This window comes from Micromonospora matsumotoense, assembly GCF_900091525.1.
Taxonomy (GTDB): Bacteria; Actinomycetota; Actinomycetes; order Mycobacteriales; family Micromonosporaceae; genus Micromonospora; species Micromonospora matsumotoensis.
In genome coordinates, this window is sequence record NZ_FMCU01000016.1 from 115,313 (window position 1) to 129,761 (window position 14,449).

A 14,449-nucleotide genomic window follows, 5' to 3' on the forward strand; every position below is an offset into this window, starting at 1 on the left:
TCATCCATCGGCAGGAGCATAGGGCCACCACACGTCCAGGAGGTCCCCGCCGTGACGACCACACCCCAGGCGGTCCGCAGGGCATCCCCGCGTACCCGTCGACCGGCCACCCCGGTCGCCCCCGAACCCACCGCCGGCCTGCTCCCGCAGGCCGAGCCGGTCCGGTTGCTCGACCCCGACGGCACCCCGCTGCCGCCCCGCGCCGACCTGCCGGCACCGCCGGTCGAGGCGCTGCGCGAGATGTACCGCCGGATGGTCGTCGGCCGCCGCTTCGACGCGCAGGCCACCGCCCTGACCAAGCAGGGCCGGCTCGCCGTCTACCCGTCCTCGCGCGGCCAGGAGGCGTGCCAGGTCGGCGCGGTGCTCGCGCTGCGCGACGACGACTGGGTCTTCCCGACCTACCGGGAGTCGATGGCGCTGACCGCCCGGGGCATCGACCCCGTCGAGGTGCTGACCCTGCTGCGCGGCGACGGGCACTGCGGGTACGACCCGACGGTGGTGCGCACCGCGCCGCAGTGCACCCCGCTGGCGACCCAGTGCGTGCACGCCGCCGGGCTGGCCTACGGGGAGTCCTACCAGGGGCGGGACACCGTCGCGCTGGCGTTCATCGGCGACGGCGCCACCAGCGAGGGCGACTTCCACGAGGGGCTCAACTTCGCCGCCGTGTTCAAGGCCCCGGTCGTCTACTTCGTCCAGAACAACAAGTACGCGATCAGCGTGCCGTTGTCCCGGCAGACCGCCGCGCCGAGCCTGGCCTACAAGGGCGTCGGCTACGGGGTGCCCAGCGAACAGGTCGACGGCAACGACCCCGTCGCCGTCCTGGCGGTGCTCACCCGGGCGGTGGCGCACGCCCGCGCCGGGCACGGGCCGTACCTGGTCGAGGCGCACACCTACCGGATGGAGGCGCACACCAACGCCGACGACGCCAGCCGCTACCGGGACCCCGACGAGGTCGAGGCGTGGCGGGACCGCGACCCGGTCGCCCGGCTGGAGGCGTACCTGCGGGGCCGGGGGGAGCTGGACGACGCGGCGGTGGCGCAGGTCGCCGCCGAGGCCGAGGAGTACGCCGCCGACCTGCGTACCCGGATGAACGCCCAGCCCGTCGTCGATCCGCTGAGCCTGTTCGACCACGTCTTCGCCGAGCCGACCCCGCAACTGGTCGAGCAGCGGGAGATGGTCCGGGCCGAGCTGGCCGCCGACGCGGAGGGGGACGCCTGATGGCCACCATGACCATGGCGAAGGCACTCAACGCGGCGCTGGCCGACGCGATGCTCGACGACGAGCGGGTGCTCGTCTTCGGGGAGGACGTGGGACAGCTCGGCGGGGTCTTCCGGATCACCGACGGGTTGCAGGCCCGGTTCGGTGACAAGCGCTGCTTCGACACCCCGCTCGCCGAGGCCGGCATCGTCGGCTTCGCCGTCGGCCTGGCCATGTCCGGGCTGCGGCCGGTGGTCGAGATGCAGTTCGACGCGTTCGCCTACCCGGCGTTCGAGCAGATCGCCTCGCACGTGGCGAAGCTGCGCAACCGCACCCGGGGCGCGCTGAGCGTGCCGATGGTCATCCGGGTGCCGTACGCCGGTGGCATCGGCGGGGTCGAGCACCACTGCGACTCGTCCGAGGCGTACTACGCGCACACCCCCGGGTTGAAGGTGGTCACCCCGGCGACCGTCGAGGACGCGTACTCGCTGCTGCGGGAGGCGATCGCCGACCCGGACCCGGTGGTGTTCCTGGAGCCGAAGAAGCTCTACTTCGCCAGCGCCGACGCGCAGTTGCCGGCCCGTACCGCCCCGTTCGGCCGGGCCGTCGTCCGGCGACCCGGCACCGACGCCACCCTGGTCGCGTACGGCCCGGCGGTGCCGGTCGCGCTGGAGGCCGCCGAGGCCGCCCGGGAGGAGGGCTGGGACCTGGAGGTCGTCGACGTCCGGACGATCGTGCCGTTCGACGACGCCACCGTCACTGCCTCGGTCCGCCGGACCGGCCGGTGCCTGGTGGTCACCGAGGCGCAGGGCTTCGCCGGGGTCGGCGCGGAGATCGCCGCCCGGGTGCAGGAGCGCTGCTTCCACGCCCTGCACGCCCCGGTCCTGCGGGTCGCCGGACTGGACATCCCCTACCCGGCGCCGATGCTGGAGCACATCCACCTGCCCGGGGTGGACCGGGTGCTCGACACCGTGGCCCGCCTCCAGTGGGACGACCGGCCCGATCCGCGGTGGCTGGCCCAGGGGAGTGCGGCGTGAGCGCCCGTACCGCCCCGCAGGCTGCCACCGGCACCCAGGTCTTCCTGCTGCCCGACCTGGGCGAGGGGCTGAGCGAGGCCGAGATCGTCGAGTGGAAGGTCGCCGTCGGCGACGTGGTCACCGTGGACCAGAGCGTGGTGGAGGTGGAGACCGCCAAGGCCGTGGTCGACGTGCCCTGCCCGTACGCCGGGCGGGTGGTCGCCCTGCACGGCGCGGCCGGTGAGACGCGCCCGGTCGGCCAACCGCTGATCACGATCGCGCCGCCCGACGGCGGCGACGAGCCCGCCGGGCACGCCACCTACCGCGAGGAGGAGCGGGCCGGCTCCGGCAACGTGCTGATCGGGTACGGCACCGGCCACGGCCCCGCCCGCCGTCGCCGTCGCCCCCGGCTGACCCTGGCCCCGGAGCCGGTCGCCGAAGGCGCTGCCGCACCCCTCGCGCAACGTGCTCCCGGCTCCGCCCCCGTGGGTGGAGGTGTCGCCGGCCCGTCGTCCGAGCCGAGGGTCCCGGCCGGCGCGGGTGTGGGCGCTCCGGCCTGCGCCGGGGTGACCACCGACGGTGCCGTCCCGCCGGTGGGGGGCGGCACTTCCCCGACCGGCGGGACGGCACCCCTGGTCATCTCCCCGATCGTGCGTCGGCTCGCCCGCGAGCACGGGGTGGACCTGGGCGCGCTGCGCGGCACCGGCCCCGGCGGCGTGATCCGTCGCTGCGACGTGGAGGCCGCGCTGGTCACCCCGCCGGACCGGCCCACCGCCGACGCCGACCGGCCCACCGCCGACGTGGGCCGGCTGGCCCCGGTCGCGCACGTCGGGCTCGCCCCGACCGACGCGCAGGACATCGTCATCCCACTCACCGGCATCCGCCGGGTGATCGCCGACAAGCTCTCCCGCAGTCGCCGGGAGATCCCCGAGGTGACCATCTGGGTCGACGCGGACGCCACCGCGCTGCTGGCGACGCGGGCGGCGATCAACGCGGCCACCCCGGACGCCCCGGTCAGCGTGCTGGCCCTGCTGGCCCGGATCTGCCTCAGTGGACTGCGGCGCTTCCCGCAGCTCAACGCGCACGTCGACACCGAGGGGCAGCGCATCGTCCAGTCGGCCGGGGTGCACCTGGGCATCGCCGCGCAGACCGACCGGGGCCTGCTCGTCCCGGTGCTGCGGGACGCCCAGCGGCTGACCACCCGGGAGTTGGCCGCCGCCCTGGCCGAGACCACCGCCGCCGCCCGCGCCGGCATCCTGCCGCCGGCCCGGCTCACCGGCGGCACCTTCACCCTCAACAACTACGGCGTGTTCGGAGTGGACGGTTCCACCCCGATCATCAACCACCCGGAGGCCGCGCTGCTCGGCGTCGGGCGGATCGTGGACAAGCCGTGGGTGGTCGACGGGCAGTTGGCGGTCCGCAAGGTGACCCAGCTCAGCCTCACCTTCGACCACCGGGTCTGCGACGGCGGGGTGGCCGGCGGCTTCCTGCGGCACGTCGCCGACTGCGTCGAACAACCGGCGCTGCTGGTGGCGAACGTCTGAGCGGTACGCCCGGAGCCGGTCACCCTGGGCGGGGTGACCGGCTCCGTCGCGCTGCCCGGTGTTCGTCCGGTTCGTCCGGGCCGACGGGCCGGGGGAGGGTTTTCCGTCCGGTGGGCCGGGAAACCGCCGTCGGTCGCGAACCCGCCGCACCGGTCGTGGGCGCGCCGCCGAGAGGAGCCACCGTGCCGTACCAGGGTCTGCCCGTCGCCGTGCGGGACCGCCGTCCCCCCGTCGCCGGTGCCCCGCTGTGGTGCAACGCCCACGACTACGGGTTGACCGGTGACGGGGTGACCAACGACCAGCCGGCGCTGGCCGCCCTGGTGGACCGGCTCGGTGCCGGCTACGCGGCCGACGGGCGGGCCCGGGTGATCTGGTGCCCGCCGGGGATCTACTCCATCCGGGACGCCGGCACGGTGTGGCGCAGCGGGGTGTCGCTGATCGGCGCCGGCCCGGCCGCCACCCGGTTCCTGCTCAGCAACGAGGGCAACCGCAGCGAGCCGACCCCGCTGGCGTTCTGGACGGTGCTCCAGCACGGCGCGGACCGGGACCGGCACATCGCCGACTGCACCTTCGCCGACTTCGAGATCGACGGCTCCGGGGTGGCCATGGCCGAGTACAACTACCTGGCCAAGGGCCTCGGGTTGCAGTACGTGGTACGCGGGGTGTTCCGCAACCTCTACATCCACCACACCGGAGCGAGCGGGCTGGGTTGCGACTTCCTCCAGGACACCCTGGTCGACGGGGTGGTGGTGGTCGGCTGCGGCCGGCTGGACAACGGTGAGCAGATGGGCGGCGCGGGCATCGGCATCGGCATCGGCGGTTGGGGAGACATGGAACGCCTGACCATCGCCAACTGCACCGCCCTCGCCAACGGCACCAACGGCATCTTCCTCGAACTCCAGAAGGACTACTGGACGCCGCCGCGCGGCTACCGGATCATCGGCTGCCACAGCCAGGGCAACCGCTTCGGCATCTCGGACTGGGGTGCCGACGGGCTGATCGTCACCGGTTGCACGATGACCGGCAACCTGGAGGCCGGCTACGACGTGTCCGGCAACGGCACCGCCGGGGTCGCCGGCCGCGGCGGCCTGCTCACCGACTGCGTCATCGACGGCAACGTGGGCGACGGGATCAGCGTGGGCAACACCCCGGGGCCGTACACGGTGCGGGGCAACCGGATCAGCAGCAACGGCGGTTACGGCTACCACCAGCACGATCTGGGGCGTGGCTACCCGCACCCGGCGCAGGACGTGGTGGTGGAGAGCAACGAGTTCTGGGGCAACGGCCTGGACGCCATCCGGGTGGACCGGCCGATGACCGACGCGATGCTGCTCGACAACCGGATCCGCAACAACGGTCGGCAGTGCGCCGAGGCGTCCAGCGGTGGCGGAGAGTCGGTCCGCTACGCCGAACGGTCCGTGGTCGACCGCTCGGCGACCTGGGCGCAGGACAGCCACCGGGGCAAGGTGCTGCGGGTCGGCCGGCGGGTGGCGGTGGTGGCCGCCAACACCGCCACCGAGCTGCACCTCGCCCCGGTACGTCCGGACGCCTACTCCGGCTGGAGCGGGGACACCCCGCTGCCCGGCACCCCGTACGAGTTGCCGGCCGGGCCACCGACCCGGGCCGGCATCGCGATCCACGCCGCGTTCGATTCGGCGACGGTGCGGGGCAACCGGATCTGGGACAACCACCCCGAGCGCACCCAGACCCACGGGTTCTGGATCACCGCCCGGGGCAGTTGTGTCGCCTGCCGGGTGGAGGACAACGACCTGGCCGGCAACGCCGTGGCGGCCATCCGGCTGGACACCCCACCGGTCGGTGGGCGCTGGAACCGCAACCACGGCGACCAGGACTGGGACTGACGATCCGTGCCGGCCCGGCGCGGACGATCCCGGACATCGGTGCCGCCCGACCCCGTCCGGCACCGGCGGGGCCGATAAGCCCGGCCGTTGCCCACCCGGTTCCCCGAAAGCGTGACCCGGCCCGAGAAACGCCGTACAGAATGTGGCCAAGGGGACCGGAAATGGGGGGGACGGAATATGGACGTGAGGCGGCGATTGACGCTTTTGGCGGTGACCATCGCAGCCACACCGTTGGTCCTCGGCGGATGTACCGCCGAGCGGAAGCCGGCGGCCGGGGCGGCACCCGGCGGGACGGCGGCCCCCACGGTGTCGGTGACCCCCGCCGATCGGGCGAAGGACGTACCGGTCAGCGCGGAGGTCGGCACCACCGTCAACAACGGGCGGGTGACCAGCGTGAAGCTCACCGACGACAGGGGGAAGACCGTCGTCGGTGAGCCGAGGGAGGACGGGTCGAGCTGGGTGCCGGCGGCCCCGTTGGGCGGTGGCCGGACCTATACCGCAGAGGTGACCGCGACCGGCGACGCGGGCCGGACGACCGTCGGGCGCACCACGTTCACCACGGCGACGAATACCACCCGGCAGGCGTTGACCAGCGTGCTCTATTTCGCCGGCAACCAGACGTACGGCACCGCGATGCCGGTGACGGTGGCGTTTGAACCGGCAATTCCCAAAGCGGCCAGGGCGGCCGTGCAGCGACGATTGTTCGTGAAGACCGATCCGCCCCAGCCGGGCACCTGGTCGTGGCTGGAGGACGGCAGTCAGGTCTACTACCGCGCGCCCGACTTTTGGCGCAGCGGGACGACGGTCAGCGTCCGGTCCGCGCTCGAAGGGCTGCCGATCGGCAAGGAGTACGTGGGTGACGCCGACCGGCGGTCCACCTCGAAGATCGGTCGGCAGGTCGCCCTGGACATCGACAACGCCACCAAGCAGATGTCGGTCTTCCAGGACGGCAAGCTGGTCCGCCGGATCCCGGTCAGTCTCGGCAAGCCGAGCACCCCGAGTTCCAGCGGCAAGATGGTGATCATGGAGAAGCACCAGCAGACCCGCTTCGACACCCGGGGCGAGCCCGACGGCGGCTACGTGGTCGACGTCGAGGACGCCCAGCGCCTCACCTGGGGCGGCGAGTTCATCCACGCCGCACCGTGGTCGGAGGGGGACCAGGGCTACACCAACGTCTCGCACGGCTGCGCCAACGTGTCGTCCACCGCCGCGGACTGGCTGATGGGTGTCACCCAGGTTGGCGACCTGGTCACCGTGAAGGGCACCGAGGTGCCGCTGCGGCCGGGCAACGGCTGGACGGCCTGGAACACCAGCTGGGCCGAGTTCGCCAGGGGCAGCGCGCTGCCCGTACCGCCGGGGCTGAAGCCGGCGCCCAGCACGAGCCCGCCGCATCCGGGGGCGGTCGCCGGTGGCTCGTCGCCCGCGCCGTCGGCCAGCGGCGGCTGACGACCGACCGGGAAGCAACGATGCGGGTGCGACCGGTCCGTCACGACGGACCGGTCGCACCCGCATCACCCGACTCCACCCTGAGAAGGAGTCGGGGTCGGCTCCGGGGCGACCCTGGGACTACCCGGAAACCCACCTCTGGCAGGGCGGAAACGTCGGGGGTGGGGGCTAGATTCGGGGCATGACGCAGGGAGAGGACCGGTTCCACGTGCGGCTCCGGGTGGCCGACGACGTGGTCGAGGTGCGCGTGGTGGGCGAGATCGACATTGCCACCGTCGGCGAGTTCCGGGTGGCACTCTGGGCCGCGCCGGCCCGTCCGCTGCTGCGGCTCGACCTCTCCGGCGTCCGGGTGCTCTCCGCCGCCGGGGTGCGGGCGCTGGTCGCCGCCCACCTGCGGGTCCGGGCCCGGGGCGGCGAACTGGTCGTGGTCGACCCCGATCCGGTGGTCGCCCGGGTGCTGCGGGCCACCGGCCTGCACCGGATCATCGCGGTCCGACACGGCGACGCCCCGGTCGGGGTCAGGTCCCGCCCGCTGGCGGCCTGCGCCTGACGGGCCACCGGGGCCGTCGACCTGTCCGCGTCCCGTCCGCCGGTGTTCCTCCCGGCCGCGTCGGGTCGGGCGGCGCGGCGGCGGGGCCGCCGGCCGGTGCCGGCGACCCCGCCGGTGGTCAGCGGACGCCGAGCAGGTCGACGACGAAGACCAGGGTCTCGTTCGGCTTGATGACGCCGCCCGCGCCCCGGCTGCCGTAGCCCAGGTGCGGCGGGATGGTGAGCCGGCGACGGCCGCCGACCTTCATGCCCACCACGCCCTGGTCCCAGCCGGCGATGACCTGGCCGCCGCCGAGCGGGAACTCGAAGGCCTCGCCCCGGTTCCAGGAGGCGTCGAACTCGCGCCCGGTGGAGTGGGACACCCCGACGTAGTGCACGTTGGCGACCTGGCCCGGACGGGCCTCGGGACCCTCGCCGACGGTGAGGTCCTCGATGACGAGGTCGGCCGGGGCGGCTCCCTCGATCGGGCCGATCTCCGGCTTGCCTGCCTGGGGCGTGTTCATTGCTGATCTCCTCCGTCGTCGCGATCGTCCGGTCGGTGTCGATCCTGCCCGATCGCGACCGACCGATTCCCGGGGGTCCCGGAGCCGGGACCCCCGGGCGGGGTGGACGCGCGGCAGGGGCGCCACCGTCGAGGTGGCGCCCCTGCCGCGCGGTCGGCTGCCGAGGCCGGTTACCTGAGCCAGCCGAACCGGCGCACCAGCGGGAGCGTGGCCCAGACCCGGCCGAGGCCGAGGGTGTTCCCCGCGCCGACCAGGGCGAGACCGGCCAGCACCGCGGCGTAGATCAGGTGGTCGTCCATGAAGGGGTTGTTCTCGGGGGGCAGGACGGCGGTCCACATCAGCACCATGAGCAGGCCACCGGCGGCTGCGGCGAGCCGCATCCCGATGCCGAGCAGCAGGGCCACCCCGATGCCGGCCAGGCCGATCATGAACAGCCAGTCGGCCCAGGCCGCCCCGGCGATGTCCTGGTAGAGCCCCTGGAACGGACCCTTCGCGCCGAAGGCGAGGAAACCCTTGGTCGGGCTGCCACCGTTGATCCAGGCGTTCTTCGTCGCGGTCTCGTGGCCGAGGCCGAAGAGCTTGTCCAGGAAGGCCCAGAGGAAGATCCAGCCGAGGGCGATCCGGGTTCCGGCCCAGACGTACCGGGCGGCGCGCTGGCGGGTGGTCTCGGTTCCGGCCGCCGGTGCGATGGTCCTGGCGGTGGTGTTCCGCTCGGTCGTCGCGGTCATGGTCTCCACGTCCCTTCTCTGCCTGGCACCGCACTTCCCGGTGGCAGTTCCATTCCACTCCGGTGGCGGCCGTCCCGGCAGGGCCGACGGTCCGTGCCGCAGCAGGACCTAAGTCCCCTGGTTCGGGCGTCCGGACGGGACCTTCGGCCCCGGCGGCCCCGGTCCGTCCGCCTCTGCCCCGGCCGGTCGGGCCGGCCCTAACGTCGGCCGGGAGAGCCCGAGGAGGCCGTGATGAGGACGTGGCAGGTGGACGACGTGATGACCCGGGAGGTCGCCACGGTGGGGGAGGAGACCCCCTACCGGGCGATCGTCGACGTGCTGATCCGGCGCGGCATCAGCGCGGTGCCGGTGGTGGACGGGTTCCGTCGCGTGCGGGGGGTGGTGTCCGAGGCGGACCTGCTGCACAAGGTGGAGCACTCCGGGGCGCAGGAGGAACGGCGGGTCTTCGCCGGGCGACGGCGTCGGGTGTCCCGGGAGAAGGCCGAGGCGCTGCTGGCCGGGGAGTTGATGACCGCGCCGGCCGTCACCACCCACCCGGGGGCGTCGCTGCCGGCGGCGGCCCGGCTGATGGACCGGGAGGCGGTCAAGCGGCTGCCGGTCCTCGACGACCTCGGCCGGCTGGTCGGCATCGTGACCCGCAGCGACCTGCTCCGGGTGCACCTGCGCAGCGACGCCGAGATCCGCCAGGACGTGGTGCAGGAGGTGCTGCGGCGGGTGCTGGCCGTCCGGGACGGCCTGGTCACCGTGCAGGTCCGCGACGGCGCGGTGGTGCTGGACGGCCGATTGGACCGGCGGACCGCCGCCGAGTTGGCGGTGAAGCTCGCCGGCCAGGTCAGCGGGGTGGTCCAGGTCACCAGCACCATCGGGTACGACGTGGACGACGCCGGCCTGGTGGAGCGCCCGACGGGCGGGGTCACCCCGGTGGCCTGACCGGCACCCCCGGCCGGCCCGTCCACGCCGACCCGCGTGTCGTCGGCCTGTCCACGCCGGCCTGTCCCACGTCCGGACGGGCCGGCGGCAGGGCACGACTCTGCCGGCCCGTCCGCGCCGGGTCCGCGGCGACCTGGGCGACGGCGGGGGCTCACACCAGGGTCGAGAGCTGGGCGGTGAGCAGGGCGGGGGCCTCGGCCAGCGACGGGCCGTACCAGGTGAGATGCCGGCCGGAGACCAGCGCGCAGTCGACGCCGGGGAAGGCGTCCGGCCCGTCCGTGGCGGTGAACGCGTACGGCTCGTCGGGGAGCACCACCAGGTCGGGGCGGCGGGCCCGCAGCGCGTCGAGGTCGGGGCGCGGATAGCGTTCGGGGTCGTCGTCGTACAGGTTGACCACGCCGAGCCGGCGCAACACGTCCCCGGCGAAGGTGTCCCCGCCGAGCACCACCCACGGCCGACGCCACACCGGCACCACGGCCCGGCGTGTCCCGGCCTCGGCGACCGGTGCGGCCCAGGCCCGGCGGGCGTCGGTCAGCCACCCCGGCTCCCCGGTCACCCCCAGCGCGGCGAGCACCCCGGCCAGCTCGTCCAGGGCCTGCGGCACGGTGCGCGGGTAGGTGACCAGAACCGGCACCCCGGCCGCGGTGAGCGCGTCCGCGTCGACCCGCCGGTTCTCCTCGACGTTGAGCAGCACCAGGTCCGGCCGCAGCGCCCGGACCCGGTCCAGGTCGGGGTACTTGCTGCCACCGACCCGGGCCACGTCCAGCCCCGCCGGGTGGACGCACCAGTCGGTCGCGCCGACCAGCAGCTCCGGCACGGTCGCCGCCACCGCCTCGGTCAGCGACGGCACCAACGAGACCACCCGCATCCCGTGCTCTCCTGTCCTCAGCGTGGGGCGGCGCTCGCGACCGCCTCCCGGGCCACCGTGGCCATCGGCACGCCCTCCCGGGCCGCCCACTCGACGGCGTGCCGGACCTCGGCCACCGGCATCGGCCGCCGGTCGGTCACGGTGACCGCAGTGTGCACCGCGAAGGACACGAACGGGTACGACCGGGCCAGCCCGGCCACCGAGGCGTGCACCTGAGCGGCCACGGCCAGCGCCTCCTCCCGGGTCAACGCGGGCAGGACCAGCAGGTACTCGTCGGGGGCGAGCCGGATCGCCCGGTCGAGCGGGCGTAGGGGCGCGGTCAGCGCGGCGATCACGGCCTGCGCCTCCCGGGCGGTGCTGCGGCGTCCGAAGCGTTCGGCGGTGCCGGCCGGCTCACTGACCCGGACCCCGATCAGGGCCACCGGCAGGGTGCCGGCGGCGGTCACCCCGTCCATCCCGGTCCAGCGGCGCAGCGTCGGCTCGTCCACCAGAGGCGAGGGTGCCGGCACCTCCTCGGCGACCCGACCCGGCCCGCTGCGGTCGACCCGCTCGGCCATCAGCCGCAACGCCGCCTCGGCCCGGCTCTCACCGGGGGTCGCCGGCAGGTCCCAGACCCGGCGCAGCACCTGATCGATCGCGGTCAGGGCGGCCGGGGGGAGCCGGTCGCCGAGCTGCGCCCGCAGCCGGATCACCTCGTGCAGCGCCTCGTCGCGGCGGAACCCCCAGCGGCCGGAGAAAAGGCGGCCTTCCTCCAGCGTGCCGGCGGCCACCACCTCCCGCCGGTCCCGGGCCACCAGGCTGGCCCCGAACCGGGGGGTCAGCGCCACCACGCTCCACTCCCGGGCCAGCTCCTCGGTCTCGTCCAGCGCCACGCCGTACCCACCGGGGGGCAGCTCCGGCGGTGCCGGCGCGACCAGCCCGACCACGGTGACCGCCGCGCCCGCGGCGATCCGCGTGTAGCGGGCCTGCTCCCGCAGGAAGTACGGCATCCGCTGGAACAGGGCGATCACCACCAGCGGGCCGTCCTCGGCGGTGGCCAGCGCCGACCGCTCGATGGCGTGGGAGACCGTGACGAGACTCCGCTTGGTCAACAGTTCCGGGGCCGGTCCGTCGTGCAGCACCCCGTGAGCGTAGAGATCGCGCTCGGGGCACACCAACCGCCTGGTAACGCGCCCATCGGCCGCACCGACGAGGCGGAAACAGGGGCCGACGTCCTAGACTCGGCCGGTCACCTCTCCTGCCACGGACGGACCGACGATGACGCGTACCGCCACCGACGACGGGGCCCGGCTGCGGCCGGTCCCGGCCGGTGACGCGCCGCTGTTCGTCCGGGCCGGCCAGGCGGTGTACCCCGCCCGTCGACTCGGTGACCTGGTGTCGCGGCGGCCGGCGGGGGTCACCGGGCACCAGTGGAGTTCGGCCCTGCGCGAGGAGTTCGACCACGTCGTCTGCGCGGCCGACACCGGGTTCCCGTTGTTCGCCCTGACCGTCGGCCCCACCGCGCCGGCCGGCTCGGCCGGGCAGCGCGCCGAGCGGATGGCCGCGGCGGTGTGCGCCGCAGTGGGCCTGCCGGTGCTGCGGATCGGCTCGCCGACGCTGCGGGCCGCCGGACACGGCCGCCGGATCGTCACGTACGTCCTCGACGCCCGCGCCTACGCCGCCGGTGCCACCTCCTCCGACGACCCGGACGACGCCCCGGTCGGTTACCGCGACATCGTCGGCCGGTTGCCCGACGGGCGCACCGGGCCGGTGAACGACCTCGGCGCGCTGTCCCGGGCGGCGGCCGTCGAGGCGTACGTGTCGCGGCGGCTCAGTGACCCCATCGTGCGGGGGTTGCACGTGCGCTGGCGCGACGGGCTGGCCGAGGGGTGGAGCTGGGTCGAGGTGCGGCCCGGCCGGTGCCTGGTGGAACGGGTCACCGTGCACGAGGCGCGGTGGTACTGCGGGGTGGACCCCGCCCGCTTCGCCGAGGATCTCGCGGCGGTGGCGGTGGGCGACCGGCTGGCCGGGGTGGAGTTCGACGAATCGGCCCTGCTCGACCGGGGCGAGCTGCGGCGGCAGATCTGCGCGCTGCGGGACCGGCGGGACGAGTTGGCCACGCCGTTCGCCTTCGATCACCTCTGCGGGGACTGAGCCCGGGAACGACCCGCCGTCATTTTCCGGCGACGTGTGGTGACATTCCGGCCCGGCCGAAAAATGGTCCCGGATTCCTTGATCCGCTTTGAACCTTCGTCCGGGCCGGCCCGTACCTAAGCGGGAATGGACAGGATCTTCCCAGCCGCGCCACCCGACGCGGCGGACGGTGCGGAAAGGCATCGTCGGCCATCGACGTGCGACCGGAACGTCGCAGTGACACCGGTGGGGGAGACCGACCCGAAGGTCGTCTCCTCGTCGGGGACACGAGTCAGGCACCGGATCGAGAAGGAGAGCAATTCGATGCGCAGGTCCACAGGGGCACGCCGGTCGTCCGGTAACGCGCGGAGCAAGCGGCTGCTGGCGGCGGTCGGTGCGCTCGTCGTCTTCGGCGGCATCGCCGCCGTCACCCAGATCTCATCGGCCGGGGACAAGCCGCGGCAGCAGCAGGCTCGCAACGTCTCGTCGGCCTGTGTCGCACCGAGCCCCGGTGCCACCTCGCCGAGCGGGCGGGGCAGCACCACCCAGACCTGGCAGAACGGTCGCTGGGTCCGCAACCACTGGGGTGACGGTCAGATGTCCGTTGCCGAGTGCCAGGCCGTCAAGGCCGGCAACGCGCCGGTGACCACCCTCGCCTCGACGGTCGCCTGCCCGCAGGTGACCCCCCGGCTGCCGCAGATCCCGGCGCAGGCCAAGGCCGAGGTGGACAAGGAACTCGCCCTGCTGAAGACCCAGCTCGACGATGCCAACAAGCGGTTGGCGGCCGAGGGGCGCAACGGGCAGGCGTTCATCAACAACGCCATCCTCGGTCCGCTGGCCGACAAGCGGCGGTCCGCCCTGAACCGGATCGCCACCGCGATCGGCCGGTTCGCCCAGCGCCCGCAGGGCCTGGAGCAACTCGCCGGCTGCCAGGTCGCCGCCAACAACGGTGGCAACAACAACGGCGGCCAGAACGGCAACACCGGCGGCCAGAACAACAACGGCGGCAACAACGGCGGCCAGAACGGTGGCAACAACAACGGCGGCCAGAACGGCAACAACGGCAACGCCCTGGGCGTGCTCGCGAAGGACTGCGCCAACAGCAGGTTGCAGCCGCACGACGGCTTCCAGAACGGCAACCGTTGTGTCAGCACCGCGTTCGGCGAGGTCAGCGCGGCGGCCACCAACCCGTCGCTGCTGATCACGCAGTTCCCGAACCAGGTGCAGCGCAACCAGGCCTTCAGCCTGAAGGTCTCCACCCGCAACCTGGTCCGTGACCGGTTCCTGGCGGCCGGCCAGGGCGGCTACTACGTGGAGAGTTCGGTGCTCAACGGTCAGGGCCTCACCCGTGGCCACTTCCACACCGCCTGCCGGATGCTCCAGAACACCAACCAGGCCCCGTCTAACCCGCAGGACGTTCCGGCGTTCTTCGTGGCCACCGAGGACGGCAAGGGCGGCAACCAGTCCGACGACGTGACCATCCAGATCCCGGGCCTGCCGCAGTCGGGTACGGCGCAGTGCGCGGTCTGGGCCGGTGACGGTTCGCACCGGGTGCCGATGATGGAGCGGGCCAACCAGACCCCCGCCTTCGACGTGGTACGCATCCGGGTCAACTGACCGGACGGGCGACGACGGCCACGGGCCGCCCCGGGAATTCCCGGGGCGGCCCGTGGCTTTGCGGACGGGTCCATGCT

13 protein-coding genes are annotated in these 14,449 nt (G+C 73.9%); 9 read left to right on the forward strand and 4 right to left on the reverse strand.

Annotated elements, in window-relative coordinates:
* The first annotated feature begins 18 nt into the window (after positions 1-18).
* From pdhA to GA0070216_RS25600, 6 genes are all read left to right on the forward strand, one after another.
* The gene (gene pdhA, locus GA0070216_RS25575) at positions 19-1,218 is read left to right on the forward strand and encodes a pyruvate dehydrogenase (acetyl-transferring) E1 component subunit alpha (RefSeq protein WP_176739133.1); all 1,200 of its coding nucleotides are present in this window, start codon (positions 19-21) and stop codon (positions 1,216-1,218) included.
* On the forward strand, positions 1,218-2,234 hold the full coding sequence (locus tag GA0070216_RS25580) for an alpha-ketoacid dehydrogenase subunit beta (RefSeq protein ID WP_091251255.1): 1,017 nt from the start codon (positions 1,218-1,220) through the stop codon (positions 2,232-2,234). Before pdhA ends, GA0070216_RS25580 begins: the two co-directional genes overlap by 1 nt.
* Positions 2,231-3,757, forward strand: coding sequence for a dihydrolipoamide acetyltransferase family protein (locus tag GA0070216_RS25585; RefSeq protein WP_091251257.1), 1,527 nt, complete (start codon positions 2,231-2,233; stop codon positions 3,755-3,757). Before GA0070216_RS25580 ends, GA0070216_RS25585 begins: the two co-directional genes overlap by 4 nt.
* 182 nt (positions 3,758-3,939) lie before the next feature.
* On the forward strand, positions 3,940-5,619 hold the full coding sequence (locus GA0070216_RS25590; RefSeq protein WP_091251259.1) for a right-handed parallel beta-helix repeat-containing protein: 1,680 nt from the start codon (positions 3,940-3,942) through the stop codon (positions 5,617-5,619).
* A gap of 177 nt (positions 5,620-5,796) precedes the next feature.
* On the forward strand, positions 5,797-7,065 hold the full coding sequence (locus GA0070216_RS25595) for a L,D-transpeptidase (protein ID WP_091251261.1): 1,269 nt from the start codon (positions 5,797-5,799) through the stop codon (positions 7,063-7,065).
* Between the two features lie 181 nt (positions 7,066-7,246).
* Positions 7,247-7,615, forward strand: a complete 369-nt coding sequence (locus GA0070216_RS25600) for an STAS domain-containing protein (RefSeq protein ID WP_091251263.1) — start codon at positions 7,247-7,249, stop codon at positions 7,613-7,615.
* A gap of 118 nt (positions 7,616-7,733) precedes the next feature.
* Here the strand turns inward: GA0070216_RS25600 and GA0070216_RS25605 are convergent, their stop codons facing one another.
* Positions 7,734-8,117, reverse strand: a complete 384-nt coding sequence (locus GA0070216_RS25605; RefSeq protein ID WP_091251265.1) for an FKBP-type peptidyl-prolyl cis-trans isomerase — start codon at positions 8,115-8,117, stop codon at positions 7,734-7,736.
* Between the two features lie 170 nt (positions 8,118-8,287).
* On the reverse strand, positions 8,288-8,854 hold the full coding sequence (locus tag GA0070216_RS25610; protein ID WP_176739128.1) for a DoxX family membrane protein: 567 nt from the start codon (positions 8,852-8,854) through the stop codon (positions 8,288-8,290).
* Positions 8,855-9,076: 222 nt separating this feature from the next.
* Between GA0070216_RS25610 and GA0070216_RS25615 the strand changes: the two genes are divergently transcribed.
* Positions 9,077-9,775, forward strand: coding sequence for a CBS domain-containing protein (locus tag GA0070216_RS25615; protein ID WP_091251269.1), 699 nt, complete (start codon positions 9,077-9,079; stop codon positions 9,773-9,775).
* 151 nt (positions 9,776-9,926) lie between these two features.
* On the opposite strand, the gene GA0070216_RS25620 is transcribed toward GA0070216_RS25615, so the two are convergent.
* Positions 9,927-10,643, reverse strand: coding sequence for a helical backbone metal receptor (locus GA0070216_RS25620; protein WP_091251271.1), 717 nt, complete (start codon positions 10,641-10,643; stop codon positions 9,927-9,929).
* 17 nt (positions 10,644-10,660) lie between these two features.
* The gene (locus tag GA0070216_RS25625) at positions 10,661-11,764 is read right to left on the reverse strand and encodes a DICT sensory domain-containing protein (protein WP_245722722.1); all 1,104 of its coding nucleotides are present in this window, start codon (positions 11,762-11,764) and stop codon (positions 10,661-10,663) included.
* Between the two features lie 136 nt (positions 11,765-11,900).
* Between GA0070216_RS25625 and GA0070216_RS25630 the strand changes: the two genes are divergently transcribed.
* Positions 11,901-12,776, forward strand: coding sequence for a hypothetical protein (locus tag GA0070216_RS25630; protein ID WP_091251273.1), 876 nt, complete (start codon positions 11,901-11,903; stop codon positions 12,774-12,776).
* Between the two features lie 303 nt (positions 12,777-13,079).
* Positions 13,080-14,372 (forward strand): hypothetical protein, encoded by a 1,293-nt coding sequence (locus GA0070216_RS25635; protein WP_176739129.1) that lies wholly within the window; start codon positions 13,080-13,082, stop codon positions 14,370-14,372.
* Positions 14,373-14,449: the final 77 nt, after the last annotated feature.